Source organism: Paenibacillus sanfengchensis, assembly GCF_036864765.1.
GTDB lineage: Bacteria > Bacillota > Bacilli > Paenibacillales > Paenibacillaceae > Fontibacillus > Fontibacillus sanfengchensis.
Map to the genome: position 1 here is coordinate 58,768 of NZ_JBAGJC010000020.1, position 16,970 is coordinate 75,737.

Below are 16,970 nucleotides of genomic sequence, written 5' to 3' on the forward strand. Positions count from 1 at the left end.
CCGGCATCAGAGATACCCTTACAATCCTATGATGATAGCACATCGGAGACCAAGCATACAATACATTGTGCCGCAATCCCCTCACCGCGGCCGGTAAATCCGAGATGCTCGGTGGTCGTCGCTTTCACATTGACCTTCCCCGCATCCACCCCCAGCGCCTCGGCGATTATTTCAACCATCCGCGGAATGTGCGGCGCCATTTTGGGCGCCTGCGCGATGATGGTCGCGTCGAGATTGCCGAGGCGGTAACCGCGCTCGGCGGCCATGTCCCAAACGTGCCGCAGCAGCACGAGGCTGTCGGCATCTTTAAACGCCGGATCCGTATCCGGGAAGTGCCGGCCGATATCGCCCAGCGCGAGCGCCCCCAAAATGGCGTCGCTCACGGCATGCAGCAGCACGTCGGCGTCCGAATGGCCGAGCAGCCCTTTTTCGTATGGGATGGTGACGCCGCCGATGATGCAAGGCCTTCCCTCCACCAGCTGATGCACATCAAATCCTTGTCCAACCGCGATCATGATTTATCCTCTCCCCTGAATTCCTTCTGTTTGATGAAAATTTCCGCCACGTCCAGATCTTCCGGCGTGGTGATCTTGATATTGCTGTAGCTGCCCTCCACCACGAACACGGGGAAGCCGAGCCGTTCGATCAACATCGCATCGTCCGTCCCGATAAATCCGTCGGCTTCGGCGCTCTCGTGCGCCCGCAGCAGGTCCGACCGCCGGAACGCCTGGGGCGTCTGTACGGCCCACAAGCTTTTACGATCCGGCGTGCCCGTCACCTGTCCCCGCGCGTCCACCTGCTTGATCGTATCCTTTACCGGTACGGCCAAGATCGCCGCCCCGTGCCGGACGGCTGCCTCATAGCAGGAGGTCACCTGCCCGCTCGTGACAAAAGGGCGGACGCCGTCATGCACCAGTACCCAGGGCGTGCCGATTTCCCGCAATCCCCGGTATACCGAATGCTGACGTTCCGCCCCACCCGATATGACTTTTACATGCTTCGTTATGCCGTACTCGGCGATCCAGGCCCGGCAGCGTTCCACATCCTGCTCCCCGGTCACCAGCACCATTTCGCGAATCAACGGATGGCGGTCAAAGACCTCCAGCGTATGGACGATGATCGGCTTGTCCCGAAGCGAGAGAAACTGCTTGCTCTCTTTCGTTCCCATGCGCGTACCCCGGCCCGCCGCCACGATAATCACCCCGGCGTCCGGGATGGTAGTTGTCTCCATATGTCCTGCCTCGCCCTGATAGAATATAGAGGAGCCAAAACCAACTCTTTGTCCCCCATGTATTCCCATCATACCGAATTTACTGGGCTTTTTCCAACAGTTTCGGTTTGGCGAAGATCATGCGGCCCGCGGAAGTCTGCAGCACGCTCGTGACGAGCACTTCGGTGACGCTGCCGATAAAATCGCGGCCCCCCTCGACGACGATCATCGTCCCGTCATCCAGATAAGCGACGCCTTGGCCGTGTTCCTTCCCGTCCTTGATCACCTGAACCATAATTTCCTCGCCCGGCAGGACCACCGGCTTGACGGCATTGGCCAGATCATTGATGTTCAGCACGGAAACCCCTTGAAGCTCACACACCTTGTTCAAGTTAAAGTCGTTGGTGACGACTTTCCCCTGCAGCACTTTGGCCAGCTTGACCAGTTTGCTGTCGACCTCGGAAATCTCCTCGAAGTCCCCTTCATAAATCAGAACCTTGACGTCGAGCTCTTTCTGAATTTTGTTCAGAATGTCCAATCCCCGCCGCCCGCGGTTCCGCTTCAGCAAATCGGAGGAATCGGCGATATGCTGCAGCTCCTCAAGCACGAATTCCGGAATCACGACCGTCCCCTCAATAAATCCGGTCTTGCAAATGTCGGCGATTCGGCCGTCGATGATGACGCTCGTATCCAGAATTTTATGCTCTTCCACCCACCGTTCTTCCTCCTGGCCGCCGGCCGCCCATTTTCCCGAAACCCACATGGAAGAAAGCTCTTCTTTTTTCTCGAGAGCAACATATAACCCGATATAGCCAAGCAGGGTGGAAACCGCAATCCGGGCAAAGCTTTCCAAAGAGCCGAGCCAGGACAAAACGGGATAGACCATTAAAGAAAGAAGAAGTCCTGCAGTCAGTCCGGCCGCCCCGGCCGCCATGTCCTTCATAGGGATTTGGGTTAAGGACGCAATCCATTTCCGCACTCTGGCGGAAACGGCGTCCGCGGCAAGCGAGAACGCGAGCAGAAACAGACCCGCCCCCGCAGCGGCCAGCAGCAGTGAACCCGCGAGCGGACTCATTCCGTCAACCCAGCTCCGCAGCGGTTCGGGAAATGCGCCTGACGCCCCTTTCGTCGTGTAGCCGAACCACGCGCCGCAAAGTCCCGCCACGATCAATAACCATTTTTTTAGCATAACGCTCTTCACCTCCTGATAGATATCCTCTTTATCCAGTATGATCCAATTTTTGGCGACATAATCGGGGGAGCGGCAACTTTTTTTCTCTTTGGAAATCCCATCCAAACCCGGGGAGAAGCCGTGTGGTGCGGCATTTCTGGTTGATCGCGGGGAAAAGGTGGCATATAATGAATTCAATTCATAATATTGAGGTGGATGGAAAATGAGCGCACCAAGCCTTCAATCTTTTCAAGACCAAGTTTCTGAACTGTTGCTCCGTCACCGCAGTTTGCTGGATGTCATGTCAAAAGTGGGACAAACCAACGCCGCAGCCGTCCGCTCCGTAACCAAGGCCATCACGGAATGCGGCTGCATTGAACTTCACGCCACCAAACAGGAATTCGAACCGGGTTTAAGCCTCGAAGAGGCCAAAGAACGAATCGGCCAGCACGTCCAGGGGGAATTGTGCGAAAACTGCCGGGATATCATCAGCAACGAACTTGGACGCAGCTTATTTTATACGTCCGCTCTCTGCAATTTGCTGGGAATTCAGCTTGAGGAAGTCCTGGAGAAAGAGTCGCAGAAGTGCTCCACGCTGGGATTATTCAATATGTCTTGATTGAAGCTTCTATGACCTCAACAAAAAAAGGCACTGCTATTCCGTTGAATGGAATGCAGTGCTCTTTATTTTCCTTCGCGATTACCTTTTGGGCCGGAGCAGCTTTTCGGAGTCGTCCTCGTCCCGCCGTTTCCGTCGCATCAGTCGCTCGAAATTCTGCTTCAATCCGTATCCCGCATAGATCACCAACGGCACAAAAATCAGCTTGGAGGTTTCATCCGGAAAAAGCACCGCGATCACGACCGCAAGCACGACGACAAAAGGCGTGGCGATCACGGCTTTCTTCGGAAGGCCGAGCTTCTTGAAATTCGGATATCTGACCGAACTGACCATCAGATAGGATAAAAGCAGCATGGATATAATGAAGTAGGGCGCAGTAATATCCTTATGGAACAAAGACAGCGTCGCGACAACCCCTCCGGCGGCCGGAATCGGCAAACCGATGAAGTAGCCGGGGATCCCTTTTTGTACGTTGAATCGGGCCAGCCTCAGCGCTCCGCACATCGGAAATATCGCGGTGACGGCCCAAGCCAATCCCGTCTGCGGCAAGCTGTGGAAGGAAATAACATACATGATAAGTGCGGGCGCAATGCCGAAAGAAATGATATCCGATAAAGAGTCCAACTGCTTGCCGAATTCGCTCTGACAATTCAGCGCTCTGGCGACCCGGCCATCCAGTCCGTCAAGCAGCATGGCGACAATGACCATGATCGCAGCCAAGCTGTATCTACCGTCGAGAGCAAGCATCATGGCCAACATTCCGAGAAACAGGTTACCCAAGGTAAACAGGTTCGGAATTGATTTTGTGATCATTTTTTCACCTCAAATAGATATTCCTGTAACATACATCCATTGATTGTAGGAGAATTAAATTTGCCTGTCAATGAATACCTGTTCCTGGAGCCGCTTCAACCCTTCCTTGATCGCACGGGCACGCACCTCGCCGATACCGTCGACTTCGTCCAGTTCCTCGATCGTAGCCGTGAGGATGTTCGGCAGTTCGCCGAATCGCTCCACCAGGTTGTGAATGATGACATTGGGAAGGCGAGGAATCTTGTTCAGTACCCGGTACCCCCGAGGAGAGATCAGTTCTTCCGAGGTGGCCGCCGAAGAAGGATAGCCGAGCAACCGGGTAATATGGTTATCGTCCAGCAGCTCATCATCGGTGGAACGTTTCAGCCCGAGGATGATTTCACGGATCGCTTCATCGCTGTCATCCTTCGCGTAATCCTTGTAGAGCAGCCAGGCCTCTTCTTCCATGTTGCTGACCAGTTCTTCCATCTGCATGCTGATCAGTCGACCTTCGGTCCCCAGCTCGTTAATAAACCGTTTGATTTCCATCTTGATGCGGATGACCATTTCCACCCGCTGAATGACGTTGATGACTTCAGGTATTGTAACCAGTTCTTCGAACTCTGACGCTGTCAAATTGGTCAGGGTTTGATTGAGAACCGATCTATATTTCTCCAGCGTTTGAATCGCCTGATTCGCTTTCGTCAGAATGACGCCGATTTCTTTGAGGGCGTATCTTAGTCCGCCCTGATACAGGGTGATGATATTCCGGCGTTGGGAAATGGAAACGACGAGCTTGCCGGTCTGCTTCGCAACCCGCTCGGCCGTCCGGTGGCGAATGCCGGTCTCCGAGGAAGAGATGGAGGAATCCGGAATCAGTTGGGTATTGGCGTACAAAATCCGCTTCAAATCCTCGCTCAGGATAATCGCACCGTCCATTTTGGCAAGTTCATACAGATAGTTCGGCGAGAAATCGCAGTTGATGGAAAATCCGCCCTCAACGACCTCCATCACTTCCGGGCTGTAACCGACAACGATCAGACCGCCCGTCTTGGCTCGAAGCACGTTCTCTAACCCGTCGCGAAAAGCGGTACCGGGCGCAACGAGCCTAAGCAATTCATTCATTTTTTCCGCTTGGGTTGATTCTTTCATCATTTAGTGCCCCCTAATCTAACGCAACCGCTAGCGCATCTGCAACGGTATTCACACCGATTAATTGAATTTCCTTGGGTCCCTTCCAACCCTTCATGCTCTTCTCCGGAAGGATGACCCGTTTGAAGCCGAGTTTGGCCGCTTCCTTCACCCGCTGCTCCGCCCGGGATACCGCCCGGACTTCACCGGTCAGCCCCACCTCGCCGAAAAAGACATCGAACGGCTTGGTCGGCAAGTCGCGGAAACTCGAAGCGATGCTGACGGCAATTGCCAAATCCACGGCCGGTTCATCGAGCTTGACACCTCCGGCCAAATTTACATAGGCATCCTGGTTTTGCAGGAACATGCCCATCCGTTTCTCCAATACCGCGATAATCAGATTCATCCGGTGATGATCCACCCCGGTCGCCATTCTTCGCGGGGAAGGGAATTGAGTCGAAGCGATCAAAGCCTGGAGTTCCACCAGCATCGGCCGGGTTCCTTCCATCGAAGCCACAACCGTAGATCCCGCCACGCCCAATGGACGTTCGGACAGGAACAATTCCGACGGGTTCGCCACCTCATCCAGTCCCGCTTCCTTCATTTCGAAGATACCGATTTCATTGGTTGATCCGAACCGGTTCTTCACCGCGCGCAATAAGCGGTATGAGTGATGCCGCTCTCCTTCGAAATACAGTACGGAATCCACCATGTGCTCCAGCATGCGCGGACCGGCGATCGCCCCTTCTTTGGTAACATGGCCAACCAGTACTGTAGCGATCCCCTGTCCTTTCGAGATTCGCATAAAGCGGGCGGTACACTCCCGCACCTGCGAAACACTGCCCGGCGCGCTCGTCACCTCCGGCAAATAAACCGTTTGAATCGAGTCGATGACCAGAAAATCGGGTTTCACCTGATCGATGGCCTCCTCGATCCCGTCCATGCTGCTTTCGCAAAGCACGTAGAGCTCGGGGGACAACGCCCCGAGCCGTTCCGCTCGGAGCTTGGTCTGCCGGGTCGATTCCTCCCCGGAGATATACAGCACCCGAAGTCCCGCCTTCGCCATTTCATGGGACGTCTGCAGCAAAAGCGTGGATTTCCCGATACCGGGATCCCCACCCACCAAAATCAACGATCCGGGAACCACCCCGCCGCCCAGCACGCGGTTCAGCTCCGCGATTCCGGTCTGGATTCGCGGCTCCTGGCCGCTCTCTATATTTATGATCGGAAGCGGTTTTTCTTTCGTATGAAATAAACCCGATGTAAGGCCCTGGGTTTTTACCACTTTTTCCGTTTCCTCCACCATTGTGTTCCAAGACCCGCAGCCCGGGCATTTTCCATACCATTTCGGCGACTCGTAACCGCATTCGGTACAGAAAAACTTTGTTTTTACTTTAACCATTTATCTCTCCTTCTCCGCACTGCAAAATTTGACAAACCTTGCAGGCCGCGCCGCAGAGGCGATAATAAAAGTTTACCATTCTTTCAGGTGAACTGGAAGCATTTCCGGGGAGATCTGGAAAGGTTGTAAAGCGGAAAAAAGCAGCCCAAAGCACATGCTTTGCAAGCTGCCTTTACCTTATTACATCGGCGGAAACGTTGGATTTTTGTAGCAATGGGGTCGCCTTTGTTTGCAAATTCACATCTGTCTGTCGATTAATTCGGCAATCCCCTTGCTGCGGGCGACTGTCGAGTTGTTCAGGAACAGCACGTCGGTAATTTCATGCTCCTTCACAAACTCGGTCAGGCTTCCTGTATAAAAGCGGGGATCGATATAATAAATCGATTCAAAATGCGGGATCAGAAACGGAATCAAGGCGTTCCCATAGGAGTCTTTGATCACCGCGATTTTTCTCCCGTCATGCAGGTCCGTCTGTATCTCGCCCCAAGGAAAGTCCCCTCCCAAAAAGACCGCGTATCCGCCACTCGCTTCGGCGTAATCCGAGTCGACGACCTTCCCCCGGATTGCCTCTCCTTTAGTGGAATACCGGGTGTATGTGTAATTTTCGATGGGCTCATAATAATCGATCGTATCCGGATGCGCCTTAAGCTTGAAGCTTAACGTTGCCTTATAGGCGGTGCCCAAAAAGCCTTCTATCCTCCCATTTGAGTAGGAGCTGAGCGGTATGGCCGGTTCACCCAGCTCCTCCATCAGCTCGGCATACCCATAATAGGCGCCCAAGGCGGTCCAATGGTGATCGGTTCCGAAGTAAATCGCTTCCTCCTTGTGCCGGGCCAACGCCCCGTAAACATCTATCCGGCGGATCTGGGAATCCAGCGATTCATTAATATGTTCGAAAGCGGCCTTTTGCGAATCGGAAAGCTTGCTGTAGGTATCATGCCCGATAAATTCAGCCGAGGTGGGAGCCAGCATGGAGAACACGCGAATCTTCGGATCGACCGCCGCCTTAAAATTGTTCAGCGCCTGGGCGTACGCCTCGGCCGATGCTGCCGAATATTTGTACAGCGTAAAAGCCCGGTCCTTATAGATCAAATATTGAACTTCTTGTCCCGCGCCCGCGGCCGTCCGGTTTCCGTTAGCCGCTGCATCCAGCTTCTGGGCCGTGTTATCTCCGCCCTGCTGAATGATCGTTGCCTCATGATCGGGAAGCCCTTTATACTCCACAAGAAAAGCGCCAGCTTTGGCCATGGATGTGCGAAAGGCGAAATGATCCGAGAAATAATCATCAAACTCCCTCGTAAATTCTCCCGAAAAGAACTTTCCCCATAAAAAAGAGGGCCACTGCGTCAGAGTCCGCTGTTCCAACGAGGAAACGCTGCCGGAATGGGGATAGGCCAGGTTGAGAATTCCAAAGCCGAAGATCACCAGTAAAAAGAAAATTGTATTGAGTACATATCGTAATTTCATCCTGCTCCTCCTCGTCAAAACCGATAGTAGAGAAACGGGTTATAGGAACTGCCCACCAACAAAATCGTGGCGAGAATTAAGATCGCCGCATTAAGCGCCTGGCTCCCCACGACGGTCAGCCCCCTCCCGAGTCTCGGGGAAGATTGAGCGATCCATCGGATTCCCCGCACGACCAGCGGCGTCGAAAGCAGGACGGCTGCGAGAAACAGCAGCAAATTGTCATGCATATAGAATTCCAAATACGGGTTGGCGAATTCCCGGCGGTATAAACCGAACATCGTAAGAAGCGCTTTGATTCCCTCGGAAAGGTCGGTGAAATAGAACCACACCCAGCCGACCAATATCGCGATGACCGCGTAAAGATGAGCGATAAACGCAGGAACTTTAGCCATCCATCTCCCGAGAAATTGGCGCTCGAGATAAATCAGCATCCCGAAATAAAGTCCCCAAATGATGAAATTCCAGCTTGCCCCGTGCCAAATGCCGGTCAGAAACCATACGACAAACAGGTTGCGCAGATAGAATCTCTGGTTTCCTCCAAGCGGGATATACACATAATCGCGGAAAAATCCGCCCAAGGACATGTTCCAACGCCGCCAGAATTCCCCCGCGGACTTGGAGATGTAAGGATAATTGAAATTTTCCCGCAGGGTAAAACCGAACATTCTGCCCAAGCCGATGGCCATATCCGAATAACCCGAGAAATCAAAGTAAATCTGCAAGGCGAACAAGGTAATGCCAAACCACATCCCTAACACGGAAGAGGTTGCCGAGCTCGGATTCAGCAGCTGAGCAGCCGCCTCACCGAGCAGGTTGGCCAGCAGCACTTTTTTCCCCAGCCCCAACAGGAACCGCGAAATCCCTGCACTAAACCCCTCCAGGGTGACTTGCGGATGCTCGATCTGCCTTTCGATATCCGTATATCGGATAATCGGACCGGCCACCAGATGCGGAAAAAAAGAGACATAAAAGAGTACTTTCTTCGGCGACCGGGGAGCGCGGATCGTCCCTTTGTAGACGTCAGTCAGATAACAAATCAGCTCGAAGGTGAAGAAGGAGATGCCAATCGGCAGTTTCACTTCCGGAACCGGAAGGTTCACCGGCAGAAGCAGATTCAGATTCTCAATCAGAAAGCCGGCATATTTAAAAAAACCCAGCATGCCGATGTTCACGACAATGGAGGCGACAAACAGGGCTTTAGCCAGGTTAGTCCCCCTTGCCCGCTCGATGCCGAGCGCAAAAACGTACCCGAGCATCGAGGCCAGAAGGAGTAATATAACCCAAAGCGGCTCCCCCCATGCATAAAAAACATAGGAAAATACAATCAATACCCAAATGCGGTATCCCGAATTTTTGGAGATAAAATAAGCCGCGAGCAGCAGAGGCAGAAAGAGATACAGAAAGATCAAGCTTGAAAAAACCATGGCGATACGTAAACTCCCCTCTATCTTTAAACATCCGAGGAGAAGTATAAAAGATGAAACTTAACAATCTGTTCAGCAAAGCTTAACAAAAACTTACCATTTGCTTATCAATTTCAGACACAAGTTTTATGATCTTTTATCCCACTCCATAGATTACTTTTTATTCCACTCCACAGAATTAGATGAACGAGGGCCCCAAAATGTTAGAAAGCCCGATTACGGTTTATTCAGCCAGGGGAAAACGTGTCTCAAACACGGTGCATTGCGGGTTGCTTGCTACCGAGATTTGGCCTTGATGAACGTCAACGATGCTTTTGGCAATAGCAAGCCCAAGTCCCGTTCCTCCCGTCGACTTGGAACGGGAGCCCTCAACACGGTAGAAGCGGTCAAAAAGGAAGGGGAGGCTGCTTGAGGGAATCTCTTGGCCATAGTTGGTAAACTTCACGCTGGCCCACCCCTCCTCCGCGCCGACCTGGATATCGATATATTTTCCCTCGGTCCCGTATTGAATGGCGTTGTTCATCAAGTTTTCAAAAGCGCGAACCAGCAAATCCCCGTCAGCCAGAATAGGCACCTGCTTGCGACCCACCGTAACGCGGCAGACCATCCCCGTCTGTTCCAGACTGGGGACGAATTCTTCGGCAAGCTGGCAGAGGAAACCTACCAGGTCAAGCTCGGATAGCTGCAACGGCAGCCCGTTATGGATGCGGGTGTATTCAAACAGTTGGTCGATCAGCTTTTTGAGGTCCTGTGACTTTTCATAGGCAATGTTAACATAATAGCGCAATTCGGTCTCATCTTTGTAACGATCTTCTTCAATGGCTTTAAGAAAACCCAAAATCGAGGTAAGCGGTGTCCTGAGATCATGGGAAACGCCCGTAATCAGATCGTTCTTCGAGCGCTCCGCACGGCGTTCCTCCTCGATGGAGCGGCTGAGCCGGTCCGCCATACTGTTGATGCTTTCGGAGACTTTGGCCAGTTCCCCGGTCTGGGCGGGAATCTTCCGGTCCAGCCGCCCCTCCGCTATTTCCTCAAGCCCGCCGGTGATTTCCTGCAGCGACGAATGGAGTCCCTTCATCGCCCTATCCAGATTTTCCGCCATATTCCCCAATTCATCGGCGGTCCGCACCGGGATCCGCACATCAAGGCGGCCCAGGCCGACTTCCACCAACGCTTGGTCAAGCTCATTCAAATATCGGGTCGTTCCCCGCGTCAACAGCATATAAATCGTGACGAATACCGCCACACCCACGACCGCCATGGCCGGTACGGAGCCGATTTGTTGGATCACTTCCCGGACCGCCCAACGGAAAGGCGAGACGAACGGCGACTCCCGCAGTTCAAGGATGTAAGCCGCCAACTGGTGACACACAAATAGCATGGAAACCGTAAGCAACAAACTGCCCACGCCAAACAGCAAAAATTTCAAACGCAACGACATTAACCGCTTCATTTTCATATTCTGAACCTCTGCCTTTTCAATCGGCTTCCATCTTGTAACCGATACCCCATATCGTTTTTATGAAGCTGGGGTTCTGCGGATCCCGTTCGATTTTTTCGCGCAGTCTGCGGATGTGCACCATGACTGTATTTTTCGACTCCATATATTGTTCCTTCCAGACCTCCTCATAGATGCGGTCCATGCTCAGCACGATGCCGCGATTGACGGCCAACAGCTTAAGCACCTCAAATTCGCGCGGTGTCAACTTGATTTCCCGCTGATCCACGGTTACTTTGTGCATGGCGGTATTGATCACCAGATCGTCGATCACAATTTCGTCCTGGGCAGGGGGCCAGGCTTGTCTGGCAAACCGGTTGTAGCGCCGAAGCTGCGACTTGACCCGTGCGATCAGCTCCAACGGATTGAACGGCTTGGTAACATAATCGTCCGCCCCGATGCTGAGCCCGGCGATTTTATCCATGTCCTGACTCTTGGCGGACAACATAATGATCGGTGTATCGCGCGCTTCGCGAATGCGCATGCAGGCTTCAAGCCCGTCGAGCCTCGGCATCATCACATCCAGGATAATCAAATCCACATCGTGAGAATGCAGCAGCTCCAGTGCTTCCAAGCCGTCCGAAGCCGTTAATAGACGGTAACCTTCATTCCGCATGTAAATTTCCATGAGCTTGATAATTTCTTTCTCATCATCTACCAAAAGAATCGTTTCTCTCACTTGAAACAAGCCTCCTTGATTTCTACCTACTATTTCGTCAAAAAGGCCCTTCTTTCCTGTACGTTTTCGAAATCAAAAACGGACCTGCAGCGATTGCAGGTCCGTAAGGACATCACATTCATACGTTAGGCGTTTTCGAAAAAGTCCCGGTTTTCTCCACGGTCAGCGAGCCATCCAGCTCGTCAATCGTGAGCGAGTCGCCCTTCTTCACGTGACCGGTCAGCAGTTCCTCGGACAGACGGTCTTCGATATGCTTCTGGATCGCCCGGCGGAGCGGCCGCGCCCCGTAAGCCGGGTCGAACCCTTCCTTGGCCAGGAAGGCTTTGGCTTTGTCGGTCAGCACGAAGTCGACGTCATACTCCCGCAGCCGCTTGCGCAGCTCCTCGGACATGAGGGTGACGATTTGACCGATATGAGCTTCCTCGAGCGAGTGGAAAACGATGATTTCATCGATCCGATTGAGGAATTCCGGACGGAAGCTTTTCTTCAACTCTTCCATCACTTTGCCCTTCATGTTGTCGTAATCCGCTCCGGCGTCATCCACGGCGGTAAAGCCCAACCGCGTATTCCGCTTGATCGCTTCGGCCCCCACATTGGAGGTCAGAATGATCAGCGTATTGCGGAAGTCGACGACTCTGCCCTTGGAGTCGGTCAAACGGCCATCCTCCAGCACTTGCAGGAGAATGTTGAACACTTCCGGATGCGCCTTTTCAATTTCATCGAGAAGAACGACGGAGTACGGTTTGCGGCGTACTTTCTCGGTCAGTTGGCCGCCTTCCTCATAGCCAACGTATCCCGGAGGCGCGCCTACGAGACGGGCCGTGGAATGCTTCTCCATGTATTCCGACATGTCGATGCGGATCACGGCATTCTCGTCGCCGAACATCGATTCGGCGAGGGCCCGGGCCAACTCGGTTTTACCCACCCCGGTTGGGCCGAGGAAAATGAATGAGCCCATCGGGCGTTTCGGATCCTTCAGGCCGGCACGCGCCCGGCGGATCGCCCGGCTGACAGCCTTGACGGCTTCATCCTGGCCGATGACGCGTTCATGCAGAATCTGCTCCATATTCAGCAGGCGCTCGGTCTCTTCTTCCTTCAGCTTGCTGACCGGAATTCCCGTCCAGCTGGCCACGACCTGAGCGATATCCTCCGGCGTCACCTCGGAGTCCGTCCGGCCCTGCTTTTCTTTCCACTGATTCTTCGTGATATCCAACTCTTCGCGGATCTTTTGTTCCGTGTCGCGCAAGGCGGCGGCTTTTTCGAATTCCTGACTTTGCACCGCGGCGTCCTTCTCCTTGCGGATATCCTCCAAACGGTTCTCCAGCTGCTTCAAATTCGGCGGTACCGTGTAGGAGTTCAGCCTTACCTTGGAGCCCGCCTCATCGATCAGGTCGATCGCTTTATCCGGCAGGAAACGGTCCTGAATGTAACGGTCCGACAACTTCACTGCCTGCTCGATGGCTTCATCGGTAATCTTCACCCGGTGATGCGCTTCGTAACGGTCGCGCAGTCCGTGCAGGATTTGAATCGCTTCGTCCACCGACGGCTGGTCTACCGTAATCGGTTGGAACCGGCGTTCCAGAGCGGCATCCTTCTCGATGTACTTCCGGTATTCGTCCAGCGTCGTTGCCCCGATGCACTGCAGTTCACCGCGCGCCAACGCCGGCTTCAGAATGTTGGAGGCGTCGATTGCGCCTTCCGCGCCGCCGGCACCAATCAAGGTGTGCAACTCGTCGATGAAGAGGATGATATTTCCGGCCTGGCGGATTTCATCCATGATTTTTTTCAAGCGGTCTTCGAATTCACCGCGGTATTTCGTTCCGGCTACCACCGATCCCATATCCAGGGTCATTACCCGTTTATCGCGGAGCGTTTCCGGGATTTCGTTGTTGATGATCTTTTGGGCCAGCCCCTCGGCAATCGCGGTTTTCCCGACGCCCGGTTCCCCGATCAGCACCGGATTGTTCTTCGTCCGGCGGCTTAGCACCTGAATTACCCGTTCGATTTCCTTGCTGCGCCCAATCACCGGATCCAGATTGCCTTCCTTGGCAGAAGCCGTCAAGTCGCGGGCCAGGCTGTCCAAGGTCGGTGTATTTACATTGGCGGGCGTTCCATGGTGGCTTGAGACGGCTTCACTGCTGCCGAGCAGTTGAAGCACTTGCTGACGTGCCTTGTTCAGGCTGATGCCCAGGTTGTTCAGAACGCGGGCAGCCACACCTTCGCCCTCCCGGATCAAACCAAGCAAAATATGCTCGGTGCCGACATAGGTATGGCCCAATTTCCGGGCTTCATCCATCGAGAGTTCGATGACTTTTTTCGCCCGCGGCGTATATGCAATATTGGAAGGCTGCTCCTGACCGCGACCGATCAGCGTTTCCACTTCGTCCTGGATTTTCTCCAGACCCAACCCCAAGCCGATGAGCGCTTTGGCAGCAATGCCTTCGCCTTCCCGAATGAGTCCAAGCAAAATATGCTCCGTTCCGATATTGTTGTGCCCCAGTCTGACAGCTTCTTCCTGAGCCAAGGCCAGCACTTTTTGGGCACGTTCCGTAAATCTTCCAAACATCATGTCTTTTGCACCTCCATAAATTAAGTCCGCTTCAGTTATTTACCCACTTTTTCGCGAATCAGCTTGGCGCGGTACATATCCCGCTCCCCAGGCGACAGATTCTCGCCGAACATCTTTTGTAAAAAGCCGGGCTGGGTCATGACGTTAAGTTCATTGAGCACTTGGGGGGACACATTATCTATTAACCCGACATCCACACCAAGCCGAACATCCGATAGCCGCTGTGCCGCTTCCTTCGAATCCATTATGGACGCATGGGACAAAATCCCGTACGATCGCATCACCCTGTCGGTCATCCGCAGCCGGGATTCGGTAAGCAGCTTGTTGCGGGCGTTCTTCTCATGTTCGATAATTTGCATGACAACGCCGTACAAATTCTCAATAATTTCTGCCTCGCTTTGTCCTAGTGTAATCTGATTTGAGATTTGAAACAAGTTGCCCATCGCTTCACTGCCTTCACCGTAAATTCCCCGGACCGTCAATCCCACTTGCGACACGGCCGAGAGTATCCGGTTAATCTGCTGCGTCAGCACCAGGGCAGGCAGATGCATCATGACCGAAGCCCGAAGCCCCGTCCCCACATTCGTCGGACAGCTGGTCAAAAAGCCCCGGTTGGCGTCAAACGCATAATCGACATGATCTTCAAAAATATCGTCGATGGCCGTCGCTTTTTCCCAAGCTTCCTGGACTTGAAGGCCCGGATACAGACATTGAATCCGTAAATGGTCCTCTTCATTGACCATGATGCTTAAGCTTTCGTCCTCGCTGATGAAAGCGGCACCTTTCCGGGATTCCCCCGCCAGGTTCGGACTGATCAGATGCTTCTCCACCAAAATCTTCTTGTCGAGCTCCTCCAAATCCGCCAGAAGCACCGGATGCAGCTTGCCGTAGCTCTGCAAACGCTCATCGCTTAAAGCGTCCTGCAGCAGCCTAAGCACCTCTTCGGACTGCTGGTTGGTCGCCAGCATCGGGAAAGGATGATGAACCAGGTTGCGGGCAATGCGCACGCGGGTACTGATCACAATCTCCGATTCCTTGCCGCCCCGGCTCATCCATTCGCTTAAAGGTTGCTGTGTAAAACGAAGATCAGGCATTCTGCACTCCCCCTACTCTGCGGAAATTTGCTTCTCAATCTCGCGAATTTGATCCCGAAGCGCGGCTGCTTCTTCAAACTCTTCCTGCAAAATCCGGTACTGCAACTCGCGGCGGAGGTCATCGAGCTTCCGCTTGACCTGGAGATGGCCGCCGGCCCGTTTCGGCACTTTCCCTACATGGACCGTGTTGCCGTGTACTCTTTTGAACAAGGGATCCAAGCGGTCGTTAAAATATTTGTAGCAGGAACTGCAGCCAAAGCGTCCGATTTTGCTGAACTGGGAATACGTCAGACCGCATTCTTCACAACGGATACTCTCCTTCGGTTTCGCCGCTGCTGCCGGCCCGTGAATACCTGGCTGAAATTCCATTAATCCCGAGAGCAGATTATGGATCGAGAAGCCTCCGCTCGTGCCCGGGATCATCTCTCCCTTCTCCCGCGCACATGCCTCACAGATATGAAACTCCGTTTTCTCGCCGTTGACGATTTTTGTGAAATGTAATGTGGCAGGGCGTTTACCGCATTCTTGGCATTGCATAGTTGTCCCTCCTCCAACAATGGATTGCCTTGGTTTTATTGCATGCTGCCGTTAGCCGGGTAAAGTTAGCCAAGTAAAGAGATCAGCATTGCCTTCATAATTCTGGCGCGAATCTGGTCCCGGTAAGGCAGTTTCACCATCAGCACTTCCCTGGAAATCGCGGCCCTCATCAGCGCCGCTTCCCTGCTGCTTAAAAAACGGGCCTCTTCCAGTTGATAAATAAGTCCTTCCGCCGCCGTCTGGCCGATCTCTTCACTTATCATCTGGTGGAGGTACGTGTGCAGGCTGTTGGCACCCGGCAATTCGATCCGCCTGATGCGTACGTACCCGCCGCCGCCGCGTTTACTCTCCACCAAATATCCCTTTTCCACCGTAAACCGCGTACTGATTACATAGTTAATCTGTGACGGCACGCAGCTGAACTTATCGGCCAGATCATTGCGCTGAATTTCAATCGCCCCTTCCGGGCTTTCATGCAAGATACTTTTGAGATATTTTTCAATGATGTCGGAGATATTACGCATGACCCATCCTCCATTATTTAAAGCAGTTCTATCTGGTATGACTATCTGTATTGACTTTCTTGCATTGGATTGACTTTGACTTTCTTTGACTTTAATCTCATTATACCATAAATTATGCTTTTGCCAAGGGGGCACTCTTATCTTCAGTGTGAGCGCCCTGCGGTCAAAATATTCCTCCAGGCTTCCGAAGGTGCAAAAACAAAGGCGGTAACGAAAACGAGGCTTCTGGCTTTTTGATCCTGCCTGGAACACAAATTCCTGCAAATCTGCAGGAATTTATGGGAGTTAAGCCCCTCTGTGCGATATTCCTGCAAATCTGCAGGTTTTTTTTGTTGCTGGGGCTCCCCTCAAGAAAAAGGCCGAAAATTCCTGCACTTTTGCATCCTTTTCGCTCTTCGGGGCACAAACGTTCGGAAATACCTGCAGATTTGCATCAATTTGTATTAGAGCATACAAAAAGAGCACCACCGCTTCATACGGTAGTGCTCTTTCTTAGTTGCTTGGCAACGTCCTACTCTCCCAGGACCCTTCGGTCCAAGTACCATCGGCGCTGGAGGGCTTAACGGTCGTGTTCGGGATGGGTACGCGTGGAACCCCTCCGCCATCGCCACCAAACGTGTTCAGATGTTTGATCACCTGAAAACTGGATACGAAACGTGCTTTGCGTTTTAGTCTCCTCAAGTGCTCAGATCGGCTTGTTCAGCCTGACGCCACTTTTTGGAGTTGTTTTTGGATAAGCCCTCGACCGATTAGTACCTGTCAGCTCCATGCATTGCTGCACTTCCACCCCAGGCCTATCAACCTCGTCGTCTTCAAGGGGTCTTACTAATTGGGAAATCTCATCTTGAGGGGG

Annotated in this window: 15 protein-coding genes and 2 rRNA genes; 1 reads left to right on the top strand and 16 read right to left on the bottom strand. The window is 53.0% G+C overall.

Annotated elements, in window-relative coordinates; genetic code table 11:
* Positions 1-26 precede the first annotated feature (26 nt).
* The 3 genes from ispF to V4U84_RS24840 all read right to left on the bottom strand — a co-directional run bounded on the left by ispF (position 27) and on the right by V4U84_RS24840 (position 2,399).
* Positions 27-515, bottom strand: coding sequence for a 2-C-methyl-D-erythritol 2,4-cyclodiphosphate synthase (gene ispF, locus V4U84_RS24830; protein WP_334075727.1), 489 nt, complete (start codon positions 513-515; stop codon positions 27-29).
* Positions 512-1,231 carry a 2-C-methyl-D-erythritol 4-phosphate cytidylyltransferase gene (ispD, locus tag V4U84_RS24835; RefSeq protein WP_334075728.1) on the bottom strand — a complete coding sequence of 240 codons (720 nt, stop codon included), beginning with the start codon at positions 1,229-1,231 and terminating at the stop codon, positions 512-514. The genes ispF and ispD overlap by 4 nt, the downstream gene beginning before the upstream one ends.
* A 79-nt stretch (positions 1,232-1,310) precedes the next feature.
* Positions 1,311-2,399 (bottom strand): PIN/TRAM domain-containing protein, encoded by a 1,089-nt coding sequence (locus tag V4U84_RS24840; RefSeq protein WP_334075729.1) that lies wholly within the window; start codon positions 2,397-2,399, stop codon positions 1,311-1,313.
* 205 nt (positions 2,400-2,604) lie between these two features.
* On the opposite strand from V4U84_RS24840, the gene V4U84_RS24845 reads away from it, so the two are divergent.
* Complete coding sequence (locus tag V4U84_RS24845; RefSeq protein WP_334075730.1) at positions 2,605-3,000, top strand: nucleoside triphosphate pyrophosphohydrolase family protein; 396 nt, start codon at positions 2,605-2,607, stop codon at positions 2,998-3,000.
* Between the two features lie 81 nt (positions 3,001-3,081).
* Here the strand turns inward: V4U84_RS24845 and pssA are convergent, their stop codons facing one another.
* The 13 genes from pssA to V4U84_RS24910 form a co-directional block, all read right to left on the bottom strand.
* Complete coding sequence (gene pssA / locus V4U84_RS24850; RefSeq protein WP_334075731.1) at positions 3,082-3,813, bottom strand: CDP-diacylglycerol--serine O-phosphatidyltransferase; 732 nt, start codon at positions 3,811-3,813, stop codon at positions 3,082-3,084.
* A 54-nt stretch (positions 3,814-3,867) separates the two neighbouring features.
* Positions 3,868-4,944 (bottom strand): DNA integrity scanning diadenylate cyclase DisA, encoded by a 1,077-nt coding sequence (gene disA, locus V4U84_RS24855; RefSeq protein WP_334075741.1) that lies wholly within the window; start codon positions 4,942-4,944, stop codon positions 3,868-3,870.
* Between the two features lie 13 nt (positions 4,945-4,957).
* Complete coding sequence (gene radA, locus V4U84_RS24860) at positions 4,958-6,325, bottom strand: DNA repair protein RadA (RefSeq protein ID WP_148458005.1); 1,368 nt, start codon at positions 6,323-6,325, stop codon at positions 4,958-4,960.
* Between the two features lie 237 nt (positions 6,326-6,562).
* Positions 6,563-7,792: a DHHW family protein gene (locus V4U84_RS24865; RefSeq protein ID WP_334075732.1), complete on the bottom strand. Its 1,230-nt coding sequence runs from the start codon at positions 7,790-7,792 to the stop codon at positions 6,563-6,565.
* A 14-nt stretch (positions 7,793-7,806) separates the two neighbouring features.
* A complete protein-coding gene (locus tag V4U84_RS24870) occupies positions 7,807-9,216 on the bottom strand; it encodes an MBOAT family O-acyltransferase (RefSeq protein ID WP_334075733.1) in 1,410 nt (469 codons plus the stop codon).
* A gap of 223 nt (positions 9,217-9,439) precedes the next feature.
* Entirely contained in the window at positions 9,440-10,675 is a 1,236-nt protein-coding gene (locus V4U84_RS24875; RefSeq protein WP_334078179.1) for a sensor histidine kinase, read from the bottom strand.
* Between the two features lie 19 nt (positions 10,676-10,694).
* Positions 10,695-11,393 (bottom strand): response regulator transcription factor, encoded by a 699-nt coding sequence (locus V4U84_RS24880; protein WP_334075735.1) that lies wholly within the window; start codon positions 11,391-11,393, stop codon positions 10,695-10,697.
* A gap of 118 nt (positions 11,394-11,511) precedes the next feature.
* Positions 11,512-13,962 carry an ATP-dependent protease ATP-binding subunit ClpC gene (gene clpC / locus V4U84_RS24885; RefSeq protein WP_334075736.1) on the bottom strand — a complete coding sequence of 817 codons (2,451 nt, stop codon included), beginning with the start codon at positions 13,960-13,962 and terminating at the stop codon, positions 11,512-11,514.
* A 35-nt stretch (positions 13,963-13,997) separates the two neighbouring features.
* On the bottom strand, positions 13,998-15,056 hold the full coding sequence (locus V4U84_RS24890) for a protein arginine kinase (protein WP_334075737.1): 1,059 nt from the start codon (positions 15,054-15,056) through the stop codon (positions 13,998-14,000).
* Between the two features lie 12 nt (positions 15,057-15,068).
* On the bottom strand, positions 15,069-15,593 hold the full coding sequence (locus V4U84_RS24895; protein ID WP_334075738.1) for a UvrB/UvrC motif-containing protein: 525 nt from the start codon (positions 15,591-15,593) through the stop codon (positions 15,069-15,071).
* Between the two features lie 65 nt (positions 15,594-15,658).
* Entirely contained in the window at positions 15,659-16,117 is a 459-nt protein-coding gene (locus V4U84_RS24900) for a CtsR family transcriptional regulator (protein WP_334075739.1), read from the bottom strand.
* A 498-nt stretch (positions 16,118-16,615) separates the two neighbouring features.
* Positions 16,616-16,732: ribosomal RNA gene (gene rrf / locus V4U84_RS24905) — 5S ribosomal RNA — on the bottom strand.
* A 114-nt stretch (positions 16,733-16,846) separates the two neighbouring features.
* Positions 16,847-16,970 (bottom strand): 23S ribosomal RNA (locus V4U84_RS24910); the annotation flags it as partial.

What these genes read in the sequence shown, in the direction of transcription:
- pssA (WP_334075731.1), bottom strand. Translation starts at nt 3,813, where the DNA reads ATGATCACAAAATCAATTCCGAACCTGTTTACCTTGGGTAACCTGTTT.
- V4U84_RS24900 (WP_334075739.1), bottom strand. Translation starts at nt 16,117, where the DNA reads ATGCGTAATATCTCCGACATCATTGAAAAATATCTCAAAAGTATCTTG.
- ispD (WP_334075728.1), bottom strand. Translation starts at nt 1,231, where the DNA reads ATGGAGACAACTACCATCCCGGACGCCGGGGTGATTATCGTGGCGGCG.
- disA (WP_334075741.1), bottom strand. Translation starts at nt 4,944, where the DNA reads ATGAAAGAATCAACCCAAGCGGAAAAAATGAATGAATTGCTTAGGCTC.
- V4U84_RS24870 (WP_334075733.1), bottom strand. Translation starts at nt 9,216, where the DNA reads ATGGTTTTTTCAAGCTTGATCTTTCTGTATCTCTTTCTGCCTCTGCTG.
- V4U84_RS24875 (WP_334078179.1), bottom strand. Translation starts at nt 10,675, where the DNA reads ATGAAAATGAAGCGGTTAATGTCGTTGCGTTTGAAATTTTTGCTGTTT.
- V4U84_RS24895 (WP_334075738.1), bottom strand. Translation starts at nt 15,593, where the DNA reads ATGCAATGCCAAGAATGCGGTAAACGCCCTGCCACATTACATTTCACA.
- radA (WP_148458005.1), bottom strand. Translation starts at nt 6,325, where the DNA reads ATGGTTAAAGTAAAAACAAAGTTTTTCTGTACCGAATGCGGTTACGAG.
- V4U84_RS24865 (WP_334075732.1), bottom strand. Translation starts at nt 7,792, where the DNA reads ATGAAATTACGATATGTACTCAATACAATTTTCTTTTTACTGGTGATC.
- clpC (WP_334075736.1), bottom strand. Translation starts at nt 13,962, where the DNA reads ATGATGTTTGGAAGATTTACGGAACGTGCCCAAAAAGTGCTGGCCTTG.
- V4U84_RS24840 (WP_334075729.1), bottom strand. Translation starts at nt 2,399, where the DNA reads ATGCTAAAAAAATGGTTATTGATCGTGGCGGGACTTTGCGGCGCGTGG.
- V4U84_RS24890 (WP_334075737.1), bottom strand. Translation starts at nt 15,056, where the DNA reads ATGCCTGATCTTCGTTTTACACAGCAACCTTTAAGCGAATGGATGAGC.
- ispF (WP_334075727.1), bottom strand. Translation starts at nt 515, where the DNA reads ATGATCGCGGTTGGACAAGGATTTGATGTGCATCAGCTGGTGGAGGGA.
- V4U84_RS24845 (WP_334075730.1), top strand. Translation starts at nt 2,605, where the DNA reads ATGAGCGCACCAAGCCTTCAATCTTTTCAAGACCAAGTTTCTGAACTG.